Source organism: Mycobacterium sp. GA-1199 (assembly GCF_001500045.1).
In the GTDB taxonomy this organism is placed as follows: Bacteria; Actinomycetota; Actinomycetes; order Mycobacteriales; family Mycobacteriaceae; genus Mycobacterium.
Genome location: NZ_LQIX01000055.1, coordinates 135,138 through 150,192, shown reverse-complemented (window position 1 = coordinate 150,192; position 15,055 = coordinate 135,138). Strand labels below are relative to the sequence as shown.

Here is a 15,055-nt window from a genome sequence, read left to right as displayed (position 1 = left end):
GCCGCGGCGGTAGTGTGGCACGTCGTGCACCTCAAGAGTCTGACCCTGAAGGGCTTCAAGTCGTTTGCTTCGCCGACGACTCTGCGCTTCGAGCCAGGCATCACGTGCGTGGTGGGGCCCAACGGGTCGGGCAAGTCCAATGTTGTCGACGCGCTCACCTGGGTGATGGGGGAGCAGGGCGCCAAGACGTTGCGCGGCGGCAAGATGGAAGACGTCATCTTCGCGGGCACGTCGTCGCGTCCGCCGCTGGGCCGCGCCGAGGTGACGGTGACGATCGACAACTCCGACAACTCGCTGCCCATCGACTACTCCGAGGTCTCGATCACCCGGCGGATGTTCCGCGACGGTGGCAGCGAGTACGAGATCAACGGCAGCAGTTGCCGGCTGATGGACGTCCAGGAACTGCTGTCCGACTCCGGTATCGGCCGCGAGATGCACGTCATCGTCGGACAGGGGAAGCTCTCCGAGATCCTCGAGTCGCGACCCGAAGACCGGCGCGCGTTCATCGAGGAGGCCGCCGGCGTCCTCAAGCACCGCAAGCGCAAGGAAAAGGCGGTCCGCAAGCTCGACGCGATGTCGGCCAACCTCAACCGGTTGACCGACCTGACCACCGAACTGCGTCGTCAGCTCAAACCGCTCGGGCGGCAGGCCGAGATGGCCCGGCGCGCCCAGACCATCCAGGCCGATCTGCGCGACGCACGGCTGCGGCTGGCCGCCGACGACCTCGTCACCCGCCGCGCCGAGTTCGACAACACGAACCAGGCCGAGACCACGCTGCGGCGCGAACACGATGAGATCGCCACGCGGCTGGAGGCCAAGACCGCGGAACTGGCCGCACACGAGACGGCGGTGGGCAGCCTCAGCGAACGCGCGGACGCGGCCCAGCAGACGTGGTTCGCGCTGTCCGCGCTCGCCGAACGCGTCGGCGCGACCGTGCGCATCGCCAGCGAGCGCGCACAGCATCTCGACACCGAACCCGAGGCGTCGACGGGCCCGGACCCCGACGCCCTGGACGCTCAAGCCGACGAGGTCGCCGAACAGGAGCGCCGGCTGCTCGGCGAGTTGACCGAGTCACGCGGCAAGCTCGAGGCCGCCCGCGCCGAACTCGCTGAACGCGAGCGCGTCGCGGCCGAGGCCGAACGTGCGCACATGGCCGCGGCGCGGGCCGAAGCCGATCGCCGCGAGGGTCTGGCGCGGCTCGCCGGCCAGGTCGACACGATGCGCACCCGCGTGGAGTCGATCGACGAGACCGTCGCCCGCCTCAGTGGCAGCATCGACGACGCCGCCACCCGCGCGCAGCAGACCCAGGCCGAGTTCGAAACCGTGCAGAGCCGCGTCGGTGAACTCGACGCCGGTGAGGTCGGGCTGGACGAACACCACGACCGGACGGTCGCCGCGCTGCGGCTCGCCGACGAACGGGTCGCCGAACTGCAGGCCGCCGAACGCGGCGCCGAACGTCAGGTGGCATCGCTGCGCGCGCGTATCGAAGCCCTCTCCGTCGGTCTCGACCGCAAGGACGGAGCGGCCTGGCTGCAGAAGAACCGCGGCAGCGCAGGGCTTCTCGGTTCGATCGCCAACCTGCTGAAGGTGCGCAACGGATACGAGGTGGCCGTCGCGGCGGTGCTCGGTGCCGCGGCCGACGCGGTGGCCGCCGAAAGTCCGGGGGCCGCCCGCGCCGCGGTCGCGGCGCTCAAGGAATCCGACGGCGGCCGGGCGGCGATCGTCCTCAGCGACTGGCCGAATCGCGAAGTGCCGCAGGCGCAGTCGCTGCCCGACGGCGCGGTGCGCGCGGTGGACCTGGTCGAGGCTCCACCGCGGCTGCAGGGTGCGGTGCGGGCCATGCTCTCCGACGTCGTGGTGGTCTCGGACCTGGCCGCTGCGCTGGACGCGGTCGCAGCGCATCCGACGCTGCGCGCGGTCACCACCGACGGCGATCTCGTGGGTCCGGGCTGGGTCAGCGGCGGGTCCGATCGCAAACCCAGCACGCTCGAGATCGCATCAGAAGTCGAAAAGGCCCGCGCCGAGCTCGCCGAGGCCGAGAAGCAGGTCAACGAGCTGTCGGCGGCGCTGTCGGGTGCGCTGACCGAACAGTCCAGCCGTCAGGATGCCGCGGAGCAGGCGCTCGCTGCGCTCAACGAATCCGACGCGGCGATCTCGGCGATCTACGAGCAGCTGGGTCGACTCGGTCAGGATGCCCGTTCGGCCGACGACGAATGGCAGCGGCTGATCCACCAGCGAAATGAGCTGGAAGCCAATCGTTCTCGCACCGTCGATGAACTCACCGAACTCGAGCAGAGGCTGCGCAACGCACAGCAGGCGCCGACGCTCGAAGCCGAGCCCGTCAATCGGCAGGAGACGACGGCAGCGGCAGAGGCGGCCCGCGGCGCTGAGGTGGAGGCCCGGCTGGCGGTACGCACCGCCGAAGAGCGCGCGAATGCCGTTCGCGGGAAGGCGGATTCGTTGCGCCGAGCCGCTGCTGCCGAACGTGAGGCCAGACTGCGCGCCATGCGTGCCCGCGAGGCTCGTCGGCATGCAGCGGCCGTGGCCGCCGCAGTGGCGGAATCGGGTCGTGTTGTGGCGCAACGGCTGAGCGCCGTTGTAACGGTGGCGTCGCGCGCCCGCGACGACGTGGCCGCCGAACGGCAGCACCGCGCCGCCGCGCTGGCCAAGACACGCGACGAGGTCAACGAGCTCACGGCCAAGGTCAACGGCCTCACCGAGGCACTGCACAAGGACGAGGTCGCCAAGGCGCAGGCTGCTCTGCGTATCGAACAGCTCGAGGAGCAGATTCTCGAGCAGTTCGGCATGGCCACCGCCGACCTCATTGCCGAGTACGGACCCGACGTGCCGCTTCCGCCAACGGAATTGGAGATGGCCGAGTACGAGCAGGCGCGCGAACGCGGGGAGCAGGTCACCACGCCCGCCCCCATGCCGTTCGACCGGGTGACGCAGGAACGGCGCGCCAAGAAGGCCGAGCGAGAGCTCAACGAGCTGGGCCGGGTCAATCCGCTGGCGCTCGAGGAGTTCGCCGCGCTCGAGGAGCGCTACAACTTCCTGTCCACCCAGCTCGAGGACGTCAAGGGGGCGCGCAAGGATCTCCTCGACGTGATCGACGACGTGGACGCCCGCATCCTGCAGGTGTTCACCGAGGCCTACGCCGACGTGGAACGTGAGTTCACCCAGGTGTTTTCGACGCTGTTCCCCGGCGGCGAAGGCCGGCTGCTGCTCACCGATCCCAACGACATGCTCACCACCGGCATCGAGGTCGAGGCGCGTCCGCCCGGCAAGAAGATCAAGCGGTTGTCGCTGCTGTCCGGCGGTGAGAAGTCGTTGACGGCCGTGGCCATGCTTGTTGCGATCTTCCGCGCGAGGCCATCGCCGTTCTATGTGATGGACGAGGTCGAGGCGGCGCTCGACGATGTGAACCTGCGCCGGCTGATCAGTTTGTTCGAGCAGCTGCGTGAGCGTTCCCAGCTGATCGTGATCACCCACCAGAAGCCGACGATGGAGGTCGCCGACGCGCTGTACGGAGTCACCATGCGCGACGACGGCATCACCGCGGTCATCAGCCAGCGCATGCGCGGGCAGGAACTGGTCGGCGCGGCCAACTGATCGGCGATTTGTGCACATTTCGGAGCGCTGAGCGCAACACACGGTGCACAAATCCTCGGTGAGGGGGCGTGGGGGCGTTGGCGCGGACTCACCTTGAGACAATGGCGCCGTGACTGATGTTGGCTCGATGGGTTTGTGGATCGCGATCGCGGTCATCGCCGTTTTGCTGGTCGCCGCGCTCGTCGTCGGGCTGGTGCGGTATCGACGCCGGCGCATCCGGTTGTCGTCGACGGAGACGGCCACGCCGATCGACCGTTCCGGAGGCTATACCGCCTCATCAGGGATCACGTTCTCGCAATCCGCGCCGACCGCGCCCCCCGAACGCATCGACACCACCGGCTTGCCCGCCGTCGGCGACGACGCCACGATTCCGCGCGACGCGCCCAAGCGCCCGATCGCCGACGTACAACTACCCGAGCCGCCGGTCGAGGAGCGCCCCGCGCCCGCGCCTCCGGAGCCGGCGCCCGCACCTGAACCTGCAGAACCGACCCCCGTCGTCGAGGAATCGGCGACCGTCGTCGATGAACCCGCGCCCGCCCTCGACGAGATCGCACCGACCGAAGGACGGCTGGAGCGGCTACGCGGCAGGCTCGCCAAGTCGCAGAACACTCTCGGCCGCAGCATGTTGGGGCTGCTCGGCGGCGGCGACCTGGATGACGAGTCGTGGGAGGAAGTCGAAGACACGCTGCTGATCGCCGACCTGGGGCCCGTGGTGACGGAGTCGGTGGTCGCCGCGCTGCGCTCGCGGATGGCCAGCAGCCGGGTGCGGAACGAGGCCGACGCCCGCGGGGTACTGCGCGATGTCCTCATCGAGGCACTGCAGCCCGACCTCGACCGCTCGATCAGGGCTCTGCCGCACGCGGACAAACCCTCGGTGCTGCTGGTCGTCGGGGTGAACGGAACCGGTAAGACGACCACGGTCGGCAAGCTGGCCCGCGTCCTGGTCGCCGACGGCCGCCGCGTCGTCCTGGGGGCGGCCGACACTTTCCGCGCCGCCGCGGCCGACCAGTTGCAGTCATGGGCGTCGCGGGTGGGCGCCCACGTGGTGCGGGGCGCCGAGGGCGCCGACCCCGCCTCGGTGGCCTTCGACGCCGTCGACGAGGGCATCAAGGACGGCGCCGACGTCATTGTCATCGACACCGCCGGACGCCTGCACACCAAGACCGGGCTGATGGACGAGCTCGGCAAGGTCAAGCGCGTCGTCAGCCGCCGCGCCGAAGTCGACGAGGTCCTGCTGGTGCTCGATGCCACGATCGGCCAGAACGGCCTGCCCCAGGCCAGGGTGTTCGCCGAGGTCGTCGACATCACCGGCGTGGTGCTGACGAAGCTCGACGGAACGGCCAAGGGCGGAATCGTTTTCCGTGTGCAGCAGGAACTGGGCGTTCCGGTCAAACTCGTCGGACTCGGCGAGGGCGCAGACGATCTCGCGCCGTTCGAGCCCGCGGCGTTCGTCGACGCGCTGCTCGGCTGATCCGACGCGTCGGCACGGGCTGTGCGCGACGGCTGGATCCGCGTGGAAACACGAGCGTAACGCTTCGGGCGTGTCCGTTCACTTAGTGGAAACGGAACAGAATCACCGGTGAAACGCGAGCCGAAGAGTCTCTTCGGGAGGCCGATCCGATCGGCGCACTTCCCAAGGAGGTTCACACAAAGTGGTTTCAGCCTTACCCCTTGCCCTACCCGATGATGCGTTCGCGCCGTTCGGCCCCGACGGGTTGAGTTCCGGCGACACCGCATGGGTGCTCACCGCCGCGGCGCTGGTTCTGTTCATGACGCCCGGTCTCGCGTTCTTCTACGGTGGGTTGTCGCGCCAGAAGTCGGTTCTGAACATGATGATGATGTCGTTCGGAACCCTCGGCGTCGTCAGCGTCGTCTACGTGTTGTGGGGCTACTCGATGTCGTTCGCGTCGGCGCACACCGGCAACAGCGACATCGCGGGCATCTTCGACAATCCATTTGCGTTGTTCGGGCTGAGCCCACTTCTGGAGACCCTGGAGGTGGACGGCACCACCCTCTACGTCCTTGGCGGATTCGGCTCTGTGCCCGCAATCGTCTGGGCGGGCTTCCAGTTGACCTTCGCAGTCATCACCGTCGCGCTGATCAGCGGCGCGGTGGCCGAGCGGATGAAGTTCGGCACCTGGCTGGTGTTCGGCGCGATCTGGGTGACGGTGGTGTATTTCCCACTCGCTCACATGGTTTGGGGCGGCGGCCTGCTGTCCGGTGCTGAGAACGGCATCGCGGCCAAGATGTTCGGCGTCGACGAAGAAGGCACCGCGAACGTCTCGCCGATCGACTTCGCCGGTGGCACCGTCGTTCACATCAACGCCGGCATGGCCGCACTGGTGCTGGCGATTCTGCTGGGCAAGCGAACCGGCTTCGGCAAGGTCGCCTACCGTCCGCACAACATTCCGTTCGTGATGCTGGGCGCCGCCATCCTGTGGTTCGGCTGGTTCGGCTTCAACGTCGGATCCGAAGGCGCGGCCGACATGCTCGCCGGCCAGGTCTGGGTCAACACCACCGCCGCCACCGCCGCCGCGATGCTGGGCTGGTTGCTGGTGGAGCGCATCCGGGACGGGCACGCGACCAGCGTCGGCGCCGCCTCGGGCGTCGTGGCCGGCCTCGTCGCGATCACGCCGGCCTGCGGGTCGCTCTCGCCGATCGGATCGTTGATCCTGGGTGTCGTCGCCGGCGCGCTGTCCGCACTCGCAGTCGGGTTAAAGTACAAGTTCGGCTACGACGATTCGCTCGACGTCGTCGGTGTGCACCTGGTAGCGGGGCTGTGGGGCACCGTGGGCATCGGTTTCCTGGCGATGGAGACGGGGTTGTTCTACGGCGGTGGCTTCCAGCAGTTGGTCGTGCAGGTGGTGATCGCCTTGGTCGCGGTTATCTTCACTGGCATCATGACGACGATCATTGCCTTTATCGTCAAGCCATTGGGTTGGCGCGTCACCCTGGAGGATGAAGACACCGGCATCGATGAAACCGAACATGCCGAAACTGCTTACGAGCTCGTCTGATCGGCAACAATTTCCTCGGAAGGGATCGACTACATGAAGCTGATTACTGCGATTGTCAAGCCGTTCACGCTCGAAGATGTCAAAACCGGGCTCGAGCAGACGGGTATCCTCGGGATGACCGTCAGCGAGGTTCAGGGCTACGGCCGCCAGAAGGGACACACCGAGGTCTACCGGGGTGCCGAGTACTCCGTGGATTTCGTGCCGAAGGTGCGTGTCGAGGTCGTGGTGGAGGACTCCGCCGTCGACAAGGTCGTCGATGTCATCGTCCAGGCCGCACGAACCGGGAAGATCGGTGACGGCAAGGTGTGGGTGAGCCCTGTTGACACCGTGGTCCGGGTACGCACCGGAGAGCGTGGAGCCGACGCCCTTTGAGCCTCTTGCAGAGCTGAGAGTTCGTCTCCGTCCGATCGCACACCGTGAGCAGTTTTACAGGGGGAGAGGACGAGATGAGTGAGCCCAGACCCCAGGCCGCCGCCGGCGCCCCTCAATGGGTGGCGCCGGCGGCGGGTTCGTCTCGTCCGGCGACGGACCTCTGCGCCGCGATCCAGCAGCTGTTGACAGGCGGTGCGCGCCAACTGGATTCGGCCGCCCTGCGCCACGCACTGCAAGATCTGCACGAGTTCTGGCTGACCACCAAGGCCACCGAGATCGGCATCACGCCGACCAGCGGCTTCGCCATCGTCGCGACCGGCGGCCTCGGCCGGGGTGAGTTCGTGCCGCATTCCGATCTCGACCTGATGCTGTTGCACGACAACATGCCGCACGACGTGGTCGGTCAGGTGGCAGAGCTGTTGTGGTATCCGTTGTGGGACGCCAACATTCGCATCGACCACAGTGTGCGGACGGTACCCGAGGCGTTGAAGGTGGCCGGTGAGGACATCTCGGCGGGGTTGGCGATGCTGGAAGCGCGTCACATCGCCGGTGACGCGGACCTGTCCACGCTGCTGATCGGGGGAGCCCGTCGGCAGTGGCGCACCGGAATCGCCTCGCGCTTCGATGAACTCGTCGATCACACCCGGGCGCGATGGCAGCGCAGCGGGGAGATCGCGCACCGGGCCGAACCCGACCTCAAATGTGGTCGCGGCGGTCTGCGTGACGTGCAACTGCTCAACGCACTGGCGATCGCGCAACTGGCCGACGTGTATCCCAACCACACGTTGGCGTCCCCGCTCGGGTCGCTGGGGCAGGCCCATCTGGCGTTGCTCAACGTACGCACCGAACTGCACAGGGTGGCCGGCCGCGGGCGCGACCTGCTGCTGGCCCAACACGCCGACGAGATCGGTGCGGCTCTGCACATCGGCGACCGCTTCGATCTGGCGCGGATGCTGTCCGACGCCGCACGCACTATCAGCTTCTACGTCGACGCGGGGATCCGCACGGCAGCCAACGCGCTTCCCCGTCGTGGTTTTGCGGCATTGCGCCGTCCGCCTCGCCGCCCCCTCGACGAGGGGGTCATCGAGTTCGCCGGCGAGGTCATCCTCGCGCGCGATGCCCGTCCCGAACGCGATCCCGGCTTGATCCTGCGGGTGGCCGCCGCGTCGGCGACCACCGGGTTGCCGATGGCGGCCTCGACACTGTCGCGGCTCGCCGAGGCCGCCCCCGAACTCCGCACGCCCTGGCCGCGCCAGGCGCTCAAGGATCTGCTGGTGATGCTGGCCGCCGGACCGTCGGCGGTCGCCACGATCGAGGCGCTGGATCGCACCGGTCTGTGGGGGCGTCTGTTCCCCGAGTGGGGTGCGGTTCGCGACCTCCCTCCGCGCGATGTGGTGCACATCTGGACCGTCGACCGGCACCTTGTCGAAACGGTCTCGCGGGCAAGCGCTTTCACCACACGGGTGGCTCGCCCGGACCTTCTGATGCTGGGCGCGCTGTGCCACGACATCGGCAAGGGACGCGGTGGCGATCACAGCGTCATCGGTGCGGAGCTGGCCACTCAGATCGGGACCCGGCTGGGGATGTGGCCGTCGGATGTCGAGATTCTGTCGAAGATCGTCCGCCACCACCTGCTGCTGCCGCACACCGCGACACGGCGTGACCTCCAGGATCCCAATACGATCGCCGCGGTGGTCGAGGCCCTCGACGGAGACCCCGTTCTGCTGGAGTTGCTTCACGTCCTCGCCGAAGCCGACTCGCTGGCGACCGGACCCGGCGTCTGGGGCGATTGGAAGGCTTCGCTTCTCGGCGATCTCGCACACCGCTGCCGGATGGTGATGGCGGGAGAGCCGCTACCGCAACCCGATCCCATTGATCCGCGGTATCTTTCGCTTGCCGGGCAGGTGGGCGTTCATCTGGAGCTGTCGCCGGGGGACAGCCCGCAGATCCACAACGTGACGGTCATCGCGCCCGACCGGCGAGGCCTGCTGTCGAAGGCCGCAGGCGTGCTCGCGCTGAACTCGCTGCGTGTCCACTCGGCCTCGGTGAACGGTCACGAGGGCTCGGCGATCAACACGTTCGTCGTCTCTCCGCATTTCGGCTCGCCACCGGCGGCCGAGGTGCTGCGACAGCAGTTCATCCTTGCGCTCGACGGTGAACTCGACGTGCAGGAGGCGCTGGATCGCCGTGAACGCGAGGCGGCGCAACACGGCACGTCGCGTGCCGGCGAGGTGCCTGCCGCTGTCCCCATCAACCACGTCACCGCGCCGCCGCGCATCCTGTGGTCGCAGGGTGCCCACCGGGGTGAACTGGTCGTGCAGATCCGCAGCACCGACCGCGCGGGCCTGCTGGCCAGGCTCACCGCCGTGTTCGAGCGCGACGGCATCGACATCGCGTGGGCGAAGGTGACCACGATGGGCTCTTCGGTGGTCGACCTGTTCGGCATCACCGCCGATGAGGGCGTGCGCGACGAGATCGAACGCGACCTATACGCGGTGCTGCCGGCGCCGCCGCCCCCGAAACCGGTGTCCGAGGCGAGCTGATCACGCCCGTTTCCGCGGCGCATGCCCTGCTCGGGCGCGCCGCTGTCGGCTCCCATTAGGCTGGACGTCGTGTTTGAATCCCTGTCCGACCGGTTGACCGGGGCCCTGCAGGGTCTGCGTGGCAAAGGGCGGCTGACCGACGCCGATATCGACGCGACCACCCGCGAGATCCGGCTGGCGCTGTTGGAAGCCGACGTGTCGCTGCCCGTCGTGCGCGCCTTCGTCAACCGGATCAAGGAGCGCGCCCGCGGCGCCGAGGTGTCCGGTGCGCTCAACCCGGCCCAGCAGGTCGTCAAGATCGTCAACGAGGAACTGATCGGCATCCTCGGCGGTGAGACCCGCCCGCTGGCGTTCGCCAAGACGCCGCCGACGGTGATCATGCTGGCCGGTCTTCAGGGTTCGGGTAAGACCACCCTGGCCGGCAAGCTCGCGAGATGGCTTCGCGTACAAGGACATACGCCGCTGTTGGTGGCGTGCGACCTGCAGCGGCCCGGTGCGGTGAATCAGCTGCAGATCGTCGGCCAGCGCGCCGATGTCGCGGTGTTCGCGCCCCACCCCGGGGTGTCGGCGGACGGCGCGGCGGACGCGGCTCCCGGTGATCCGGTCGCGGTCGCGGCCGCGGGCCTGGCCGAGGCCGAGGCCAAGCACTTCGACGTGGTCATCGTCGACACCGCCGGTCGCCTCGGCATCGACGACGAACTGATGAGCCAGGCCGCCGCCATCCGGCAGGCCGTCGATCCCGACGAAGTGATCTTCGTGCTGGACGCGATGATCGGTCAGGACGCCGTGACCACCGCCGAGGCGTTCCGCGAGGGTGTCGGGTTCACCGGTGTGGTGTTGACCAAGCTCGACGGCGACGCACGCGGCGGTGCAGCGCTCTCGGTCCGCGAGATCACCGGCGTGCCGATCCTGTTCGCCTCCAGCGGTGAGAAGCTCGAAGACTTCGACGTCTTCCACCCCGACCGGATGGCCAGCCGCATCCTCGGCATGGGCGATGTGCTGTCGTTGATCGAGCAGGCCGAGCAGGTCTTCGACGCCCAGAAAGCCGAAGAGGCCGCGGCCAAGATCGGCAGCGGCGAACTGACGCTGGAGGACTTCCTCGAGCAGATGCTGGCGATCCGCAAGATGGGCCCGATCGGCAACCTGCTGGGCATGCTGCCCGGCGCGGGCCAGATGAAGGATGCGCTGGCCGCCGTCGACGACAAACAGCTCGACCGGCTGCAAGCGATCATCCGCGGTATGACTCCCGAGGAGCGCGCCGACCCCAAGATCATCAACGGGTCGCGCCGGCTGCGGATCGCCAACGGGTCGGGGGTGACCGTCGGCGAGGTCAACCAGCTCGTCGAGCGGTTCTTCGAGGCTCGCAAGATGATGTCGCAGATGGCGGGCCAGATGGGAATGCCATTCGGCCGCAAGAACTCTCGCAAGACCAGCAAGAACAAGAAGAAGAGCGGAAAGAACAAGAAGTCGGGCCGGGGGCCGACTCCGCCGAAGGCGCGCAATCCCCTCGGCGCCGCAATGCCGGGTATGCCAGCGGGCTTCCCCGACCTGTCCGATATGCCCAAGGGTCTCGACGAGCTCCCGCCCGGGCTCGCCGACATCGATCTGTCCAAACTGAAGTTCCCGGGCCAGAAGTAGCGTGACGCTGCCCGTTCTTCATGTCCGCGGCATCGGACTGCCCGACGAGCAACCGGTGGAGTGGTGGATTGACGGCGGCGTACTCAGCGCCGAACCGGTCAGCGGCGCAGAGACGGTCTTCGGTGCTGATGGGTATGGCGGCTGGATCCTGCCGGGGCTCGTCGACGCGCACTGCCACGTGGGTCTCGGTGATCACGGCCCGCTCGACAACCTCGACGACTGCATCGCGCAGGCCGAGATCGAACGCGATGTCGGCGCGCTGCTGCTGCGTGATGCCGGTTCACCGATCGACACCCGCAGTCTCGCCGATCACGACGATCTCCCGGAGATCATCCGCGCGGGCCGCCACCTCGCCAGACCCAAGCGCTACCAGCGCGGGTTCGCGATCGAATTGGACGACGAATCCGCGCTGCCCGAGGCGTTGGCCGAGCAGGCGCGGTTCGGCGACGGGTGGGTCAAGCTCGTCGGTGACTGGATCGACCGCGAGGTCGGCGATCTGGCACCGTTGTGGTCCGACGACGTGCTCAAGTCCGCGATCGGCGCCGCACACGACAACGGTGCCCGCGTGACCGCGCACGTGTTCAGCGAGGACGCGCTGCCGGGGCTGATCAAGGCGGGGATCGACTGCATCGAACACGGAACCGGCCTGACCGACGACACCATCGACCTGATGGTCGAGTACGGCACCGCGCTGGTGCCAACGCTGATTAACATCGCCAACTTCCCGGGCATCGCCGACGGCGCCGCGAAGTACCCGAAATACGCCAAGCACATGCGGGACCTGCACGAGAAGTGCTATCCGCGCATCGCCGCGGCCAGGGAGGCCGGGGTGCCGATCTATGCGGGCACCGACGCGGGCAGCATGGTCGCGCACGGCCGCATCGCCGACGAGATCGAGGCGCTCACGGGTATCGGGATGACGCCGACGCAAGCCCTGGGCGCGGCGTGCTGGAGCGCCCGCGAGTGGCTCGGCCGGCCGGGCATGGAACACGGCGCACCCGCCGACCTGGTGTGTTACGCCGAGGATCCGCGCAACGGCGCCGCCGTCCTCACCCGCCCGGATCTGGTCATCCTGCGCGGCCGCATCTTTTCCTGAGCTCGCGAGCGACCGCAAAATGCCGTGAACCGACGGCGTGTCGTGCGCAAACGCGGTCGCTCGCGGAACTTAGGGCTGGGCGAAGCCCCAGTCGAACAGCTTGATCGCCTGACCGTAAAGGTCCCCGTTGCCGTACAGCTGCGCGACCACCAATCGGCGGTTACCGCGTTGGGCGGCGGCGGCGAAGGTGTCGCGAGCCAGGTTGGTGTAGCCGGTTTTGCCGACGAGCGTGCCCGGATACCGCTTGAGCAACTGGTTCTGGTTGGTGATCGTTTTGGGCCCGTTGTCGGTCGGAATCAACGACGACGGCTGGCGCACGATCGCGGCGAACGCCGGATACCGCAGCGCATGGCGATAGATCTGCGCGAGGTCGCTGGCGGTGGTGAACGACTCCATGCCGGGGCCGTCGAGCCCCGACGGCGACGAGGCACGTGTGCTGCGTGCGCCCAGGGACTGCGCCTTGGCGTTCATCTTCGCCACCGCGACGCGGTAACCGCCGAGACCGTCGGCCAGAACGTTGGCGGCATCGTTACCCGAGACCAACATCAGCCCGTCGAGCAGTTGGCGCACCGTGTAGGCGCGCCCGGCTTTGACTCCGGCACAAGAGCATTCGACGTCAGCGGCCGCCGGCCTTGCCGCGATCACCGCGTTCAGCGGCAACTGGTCGAGTACCACCATCGCGAGCAGCGCCTTGATGGTGCTCGCGGGTGCGTGGGGTTCATAGGGATTGCGCGAAGCCAGGATTCGACCCGAATCGAGGTCAGCGAGCACCCAGGCTTGCGCCGGCCCGTCGGGCAGCGCGACAGCGCCCGACGGTTCGCCTCGCGGCTGGGCCGGGGCAGGTGTGGCCAGGCCGATGGCCAGAGTCGTTGCGCAAGTCAGCGCGATGGCCAACGCAGCCGACATGCTTCGCATGGTCGCCGAGCGTATCGGCGGGGTTCGGTGTCCCGGTCTCGGATGCGTTGCGATTGAGCAACTTAACCGGTGATCACAGCGAGCCGATGCTGGTGCCGGGACTCAGCGCGAAACCCCAGTCGAACAAGCTGGACGCCTGATCCCAGTAGGTCGGCTGACCGGGCTTGTCCATGCCGTACATCAGCGCGACGACCAACCGGCGCCCGTCGCGCTGGGCGGCGCCGACGAACGTCTTCTGCGCGCGGTCGGTGAACCCGGTCTTCCCGCCGAGCGTGCCCGGGTAGCGCTTGAGCAGCTCGTCCTGGTTGACCAGGACTTCGTCGCCGTTCTTGGTGGGGAAGACGGCCGTCGGCGCAGCGGTGATCGAGGCGAACACGGGGTTTGCCATCGCGGCGCGGAAGATGACCGCCAGATCATGCGGGGTCGACCACATGTCGATGCCGGGACCGTCGAGGCCGGACGGTGACGCCGCGTTGGTGCCGTGGGCACCGAGCAGGGCGGCCTTGGCGTTCATCTTCGTCACGGCGACGTCGTAACCACCGAGCATGGTGGCCAACGTGTTGGCGGCGTCGTTGCCCGACACCAGCAGAATCGCCTCGAGCAGCTGCCGCGTCGTGTAGACCATGCCGGGGGTGACGCCCGCACAATTGCACTCCACTTGGGTGTCGGCCTCGTTGGCGACCACGGTGGCGTCGAGCGGCAGCTCGTCGAGCACCGTCAGCGCCAGCAGCACCTTGATCGTGCTGGCCGGCGCGTATTGGCCGTACTCGTCGCGCCCGGCCAGCACTTCACCGGTGTCCATGTCGGCGAGCACCCAGGCGCGGGCCGGGCCCTCGGGGATCGGTACCGAACCCGACGGTTGGCTGACGCCGACGGGCGCGGCGGTGGCGATGGGGGTGCCGAAGGCCACCAGGCACAACACAGTGGTCAAGCAGATCAAGAGCTTGCGCATGGGCAGGCAGCCTAGTCGTGTTCAATCGACGCATGTTGAGCCTCGAGGAGATTTCCGACCGCTTCGAAATTCAGCAGCTGTTGATCGATTACTCGAGCGCCATCGACCAGAAGCGATTCGACGACCTCGACCGGGTTTTCACGCCGGACGCCTATATCGACTACCGCGTGACCGGCGGCATCGACGGCCGCTTCCCGGAGGTCAAGGCATGGCTCAAGGACGTACTGCCCAACTTCCCGGCGTACTACCACATGCTGGGCAACGTCGACATCCGCATCACCGGCGACACCGGCTCCTCGCGCGCGATCTGCTTCAACCCGATGGTGATGGGTGGGGAGGGTCAGATCTACTTCGTCGGGATCTGGTACGTCGACGAATTCGTGCGCACCGCCGACGGCTGGCGCATGAGCAAGCGCGTGGAGGAGAAATGCTTCGACAAACTCCTCTGAGCGCTCAGTCCGGGCGCTTCCCGACGATCACGACGCGGTATCGGCTTGTCGGGCACGGATCGGTGCTCGACCGCCAGCCCGGAGTCGGACAGCGCCACGGCGATCTCGTCGACCGGTCGCAACATGAATCCGTACCGCGTGAACGGTGCCTGGCGCATGACGTCGGGATTGCCGATCCCCACGACGACGCGACCGCCCGGCCGGAGGACCCGCGCGAGTTCGGCGCAGGCGGCGCGTATATCGGCCACAAAGTAGACGGTGTTGACGGTGTTGACGGTGATCACTGCGTCGCACGTGGTGTCGTCGAGCGGAAGTTCCGTCAGCGACCCCCGGTGCAACCTCAGCCGACCCGACCGGAAGTGACGAGCGAAGCGCAGCTTGGCCCGGCGCAGCATGTCATCGGCGATCTCGAGCTGACCGGCGACGACGGCCATCAGCGGCTCGCGTATCGATGTCATGCG

General features: G+C 67.8%; 11 protein-coding genes. 8 read left to right on the top strand and 3 right to left on the bottom strand.

What is annotated here, in order from left to right:
• Positions 1 to 24: 24 nt before the first annotated feature.
• From smc to AU198_RS24165, 7 genes are all read left to right on the top strand, one after another.
• Positions 25 to 3,612: a chromosome segregation protein SMC gene (gene smc / locus AU198_RS24195; RefSeq protein ID WP_197416209.1), complete on the top strand. Its 3,588-nt coding sequence runs from the start codon at positions 25 to 27 to the stop codon at positions 3,610 to 3,612.
• A 127-nt stretch (positions 3,613 to 3,739) separates the two neighbouring features.
• The gene (gene ftsY, locus AU198_RS24190; RefSeq protein ID WP_197416214.1) at positions 3,740 to 5,083 is read left to right on the top strand and encodes a signal recognition particle-docking protein FtsY; all 1,344 of its coding nucleotides are present in this window, start codon (positions 3,740 to 3,742) and stop codon (positions 5,081 to 5,083) included.
• 181 nt (positions 5,084 to 5,264) lie between these two features.
• Entirely contained in the window at positions 5,265 to 6,629 is a 1,365-nt protein-coding gene (locus tag AU198_RS24185; protein WP_064351112.1) for an ammonium transporter, read from the top strand.
• A 33-nt stretch (positions 6,630 to 6,662) separates the two neighbouring features.
• Entirely contained in the window at positions 6,663 to 7,001 is a 339-nt protein-coding gene (locus AU198_RS24180) for a P-II family nitrogen regulator (protein ID WP_018600748.1), read from the top strand.
• Between the two features lie 74 nt (positions 7,002 to 7,075).
• The gene (locus AU198_RS24175) at positions 7,076 to 9,544 is read left to right on the top strand and encodes a [protein-PII] uridylyltransferase (RefSeq protein ID WP_064351111.1); all 2,469 of its coding nucleotides are present in this window, start codon (positions 7,076 to 7,078) and stop codon (positions 9,542 to 9,544) included.
• A gap of 69 nt (positions 9,545 to 9,613) precedes the next feature.
• Entirely contained in the window at positions 9,614 to 11,182 is a 1,569-nt protein-coding gene (gene ffh, locus AU198_RS24170; RefSeq protein WP_064351110.1) for a signal recognition particle protein, read from the top strand.
• A 1-nt stretch (position 11,183) separates the two neighbouring features.
• Complete coding sequence (locus AU198_RS24165) at positions 11,184 to 12,278, top strand: amidohydrolase family protein (RefSeq protein ID WP_156431736.1); 1,095 nt, start codon at positions 11,184 to 11,186, stop codon at positions 12,276 to 12,278.
• A 69-nt stretch (positions 12,279 to 12,347) separates the two neighbouring features.
• On the opposite strand, the gene AU198_RS24160 is transcribed toward AU198_RS24165, so the two are convergent.
• Both AU198_RS24160 and AU198_RS24155 read right to left on the bottom strand, forming a co-directional pair.
• Entirely contained in the window at positions 12,348 to 13,193 is an 846-nt protein-coding gene (locus tag AU198_RS24160) for a D-alanyl-D-alanine carboxypeptidase family protein (RefSeq protein ID WP_064351109.1), read from the bottom strand.
• A gap of 73 nt (positions 13,194 to 13,266) precedes the next feature.
• The gene (locus AU198_RS24155; protein ID WP_064351108.1) at positions 13,267 to 14,145 is read right to left on the bottom strand and encodes a D-alanyl-D-alanine carboxypeptidase family protein; all 879 of its coding nucleotides are present in this window, start codon (positions 14,143 to 14,145) and stop codon (positions 13,267 to 13,269) included.
• 32 nt (positions 14,146 to 14,177) lie between these two features.
• Here AU198_RS24155 and AU198_RS24150 point away from each other — a divergent pair, with 32 nt between their 5' ends.
• Positions 14,178 to 14,594 carry a nuclear transport factor 2 family protein gene (locus AU198_RS24150; protein ID WP_064351107.1) on the top strand — a complete coding sequence of 139 codons (417 nt, stop codon included), beginning with the start codon at positions 14,178 to 14,180 and terminating at the stop codon, positions 14,592 to 14,594.
• On the opposite strand, the gene AU198_RS24145 is transcribed toward AU198_RS24150, so the two are convergent.
• Positions 14,492 to 15,052 (bottom strand): class I SAM-dependent methyltransferase, encoded by a 561-nt coding sequence (locus AU198_RS24145; protein ID WP_064351106.1) that lies wholly within the window; start codon positions 15,050 to 15,052, stop codon positions 14,492 to 14,494. The two genes, AU198_RS24150 and AU198_RS24145, sit on opposite strands and share 103 nt — an antisense overlap.
• Positions 15,053 to 15,055 lie beyond the last annotated feature (3 nt).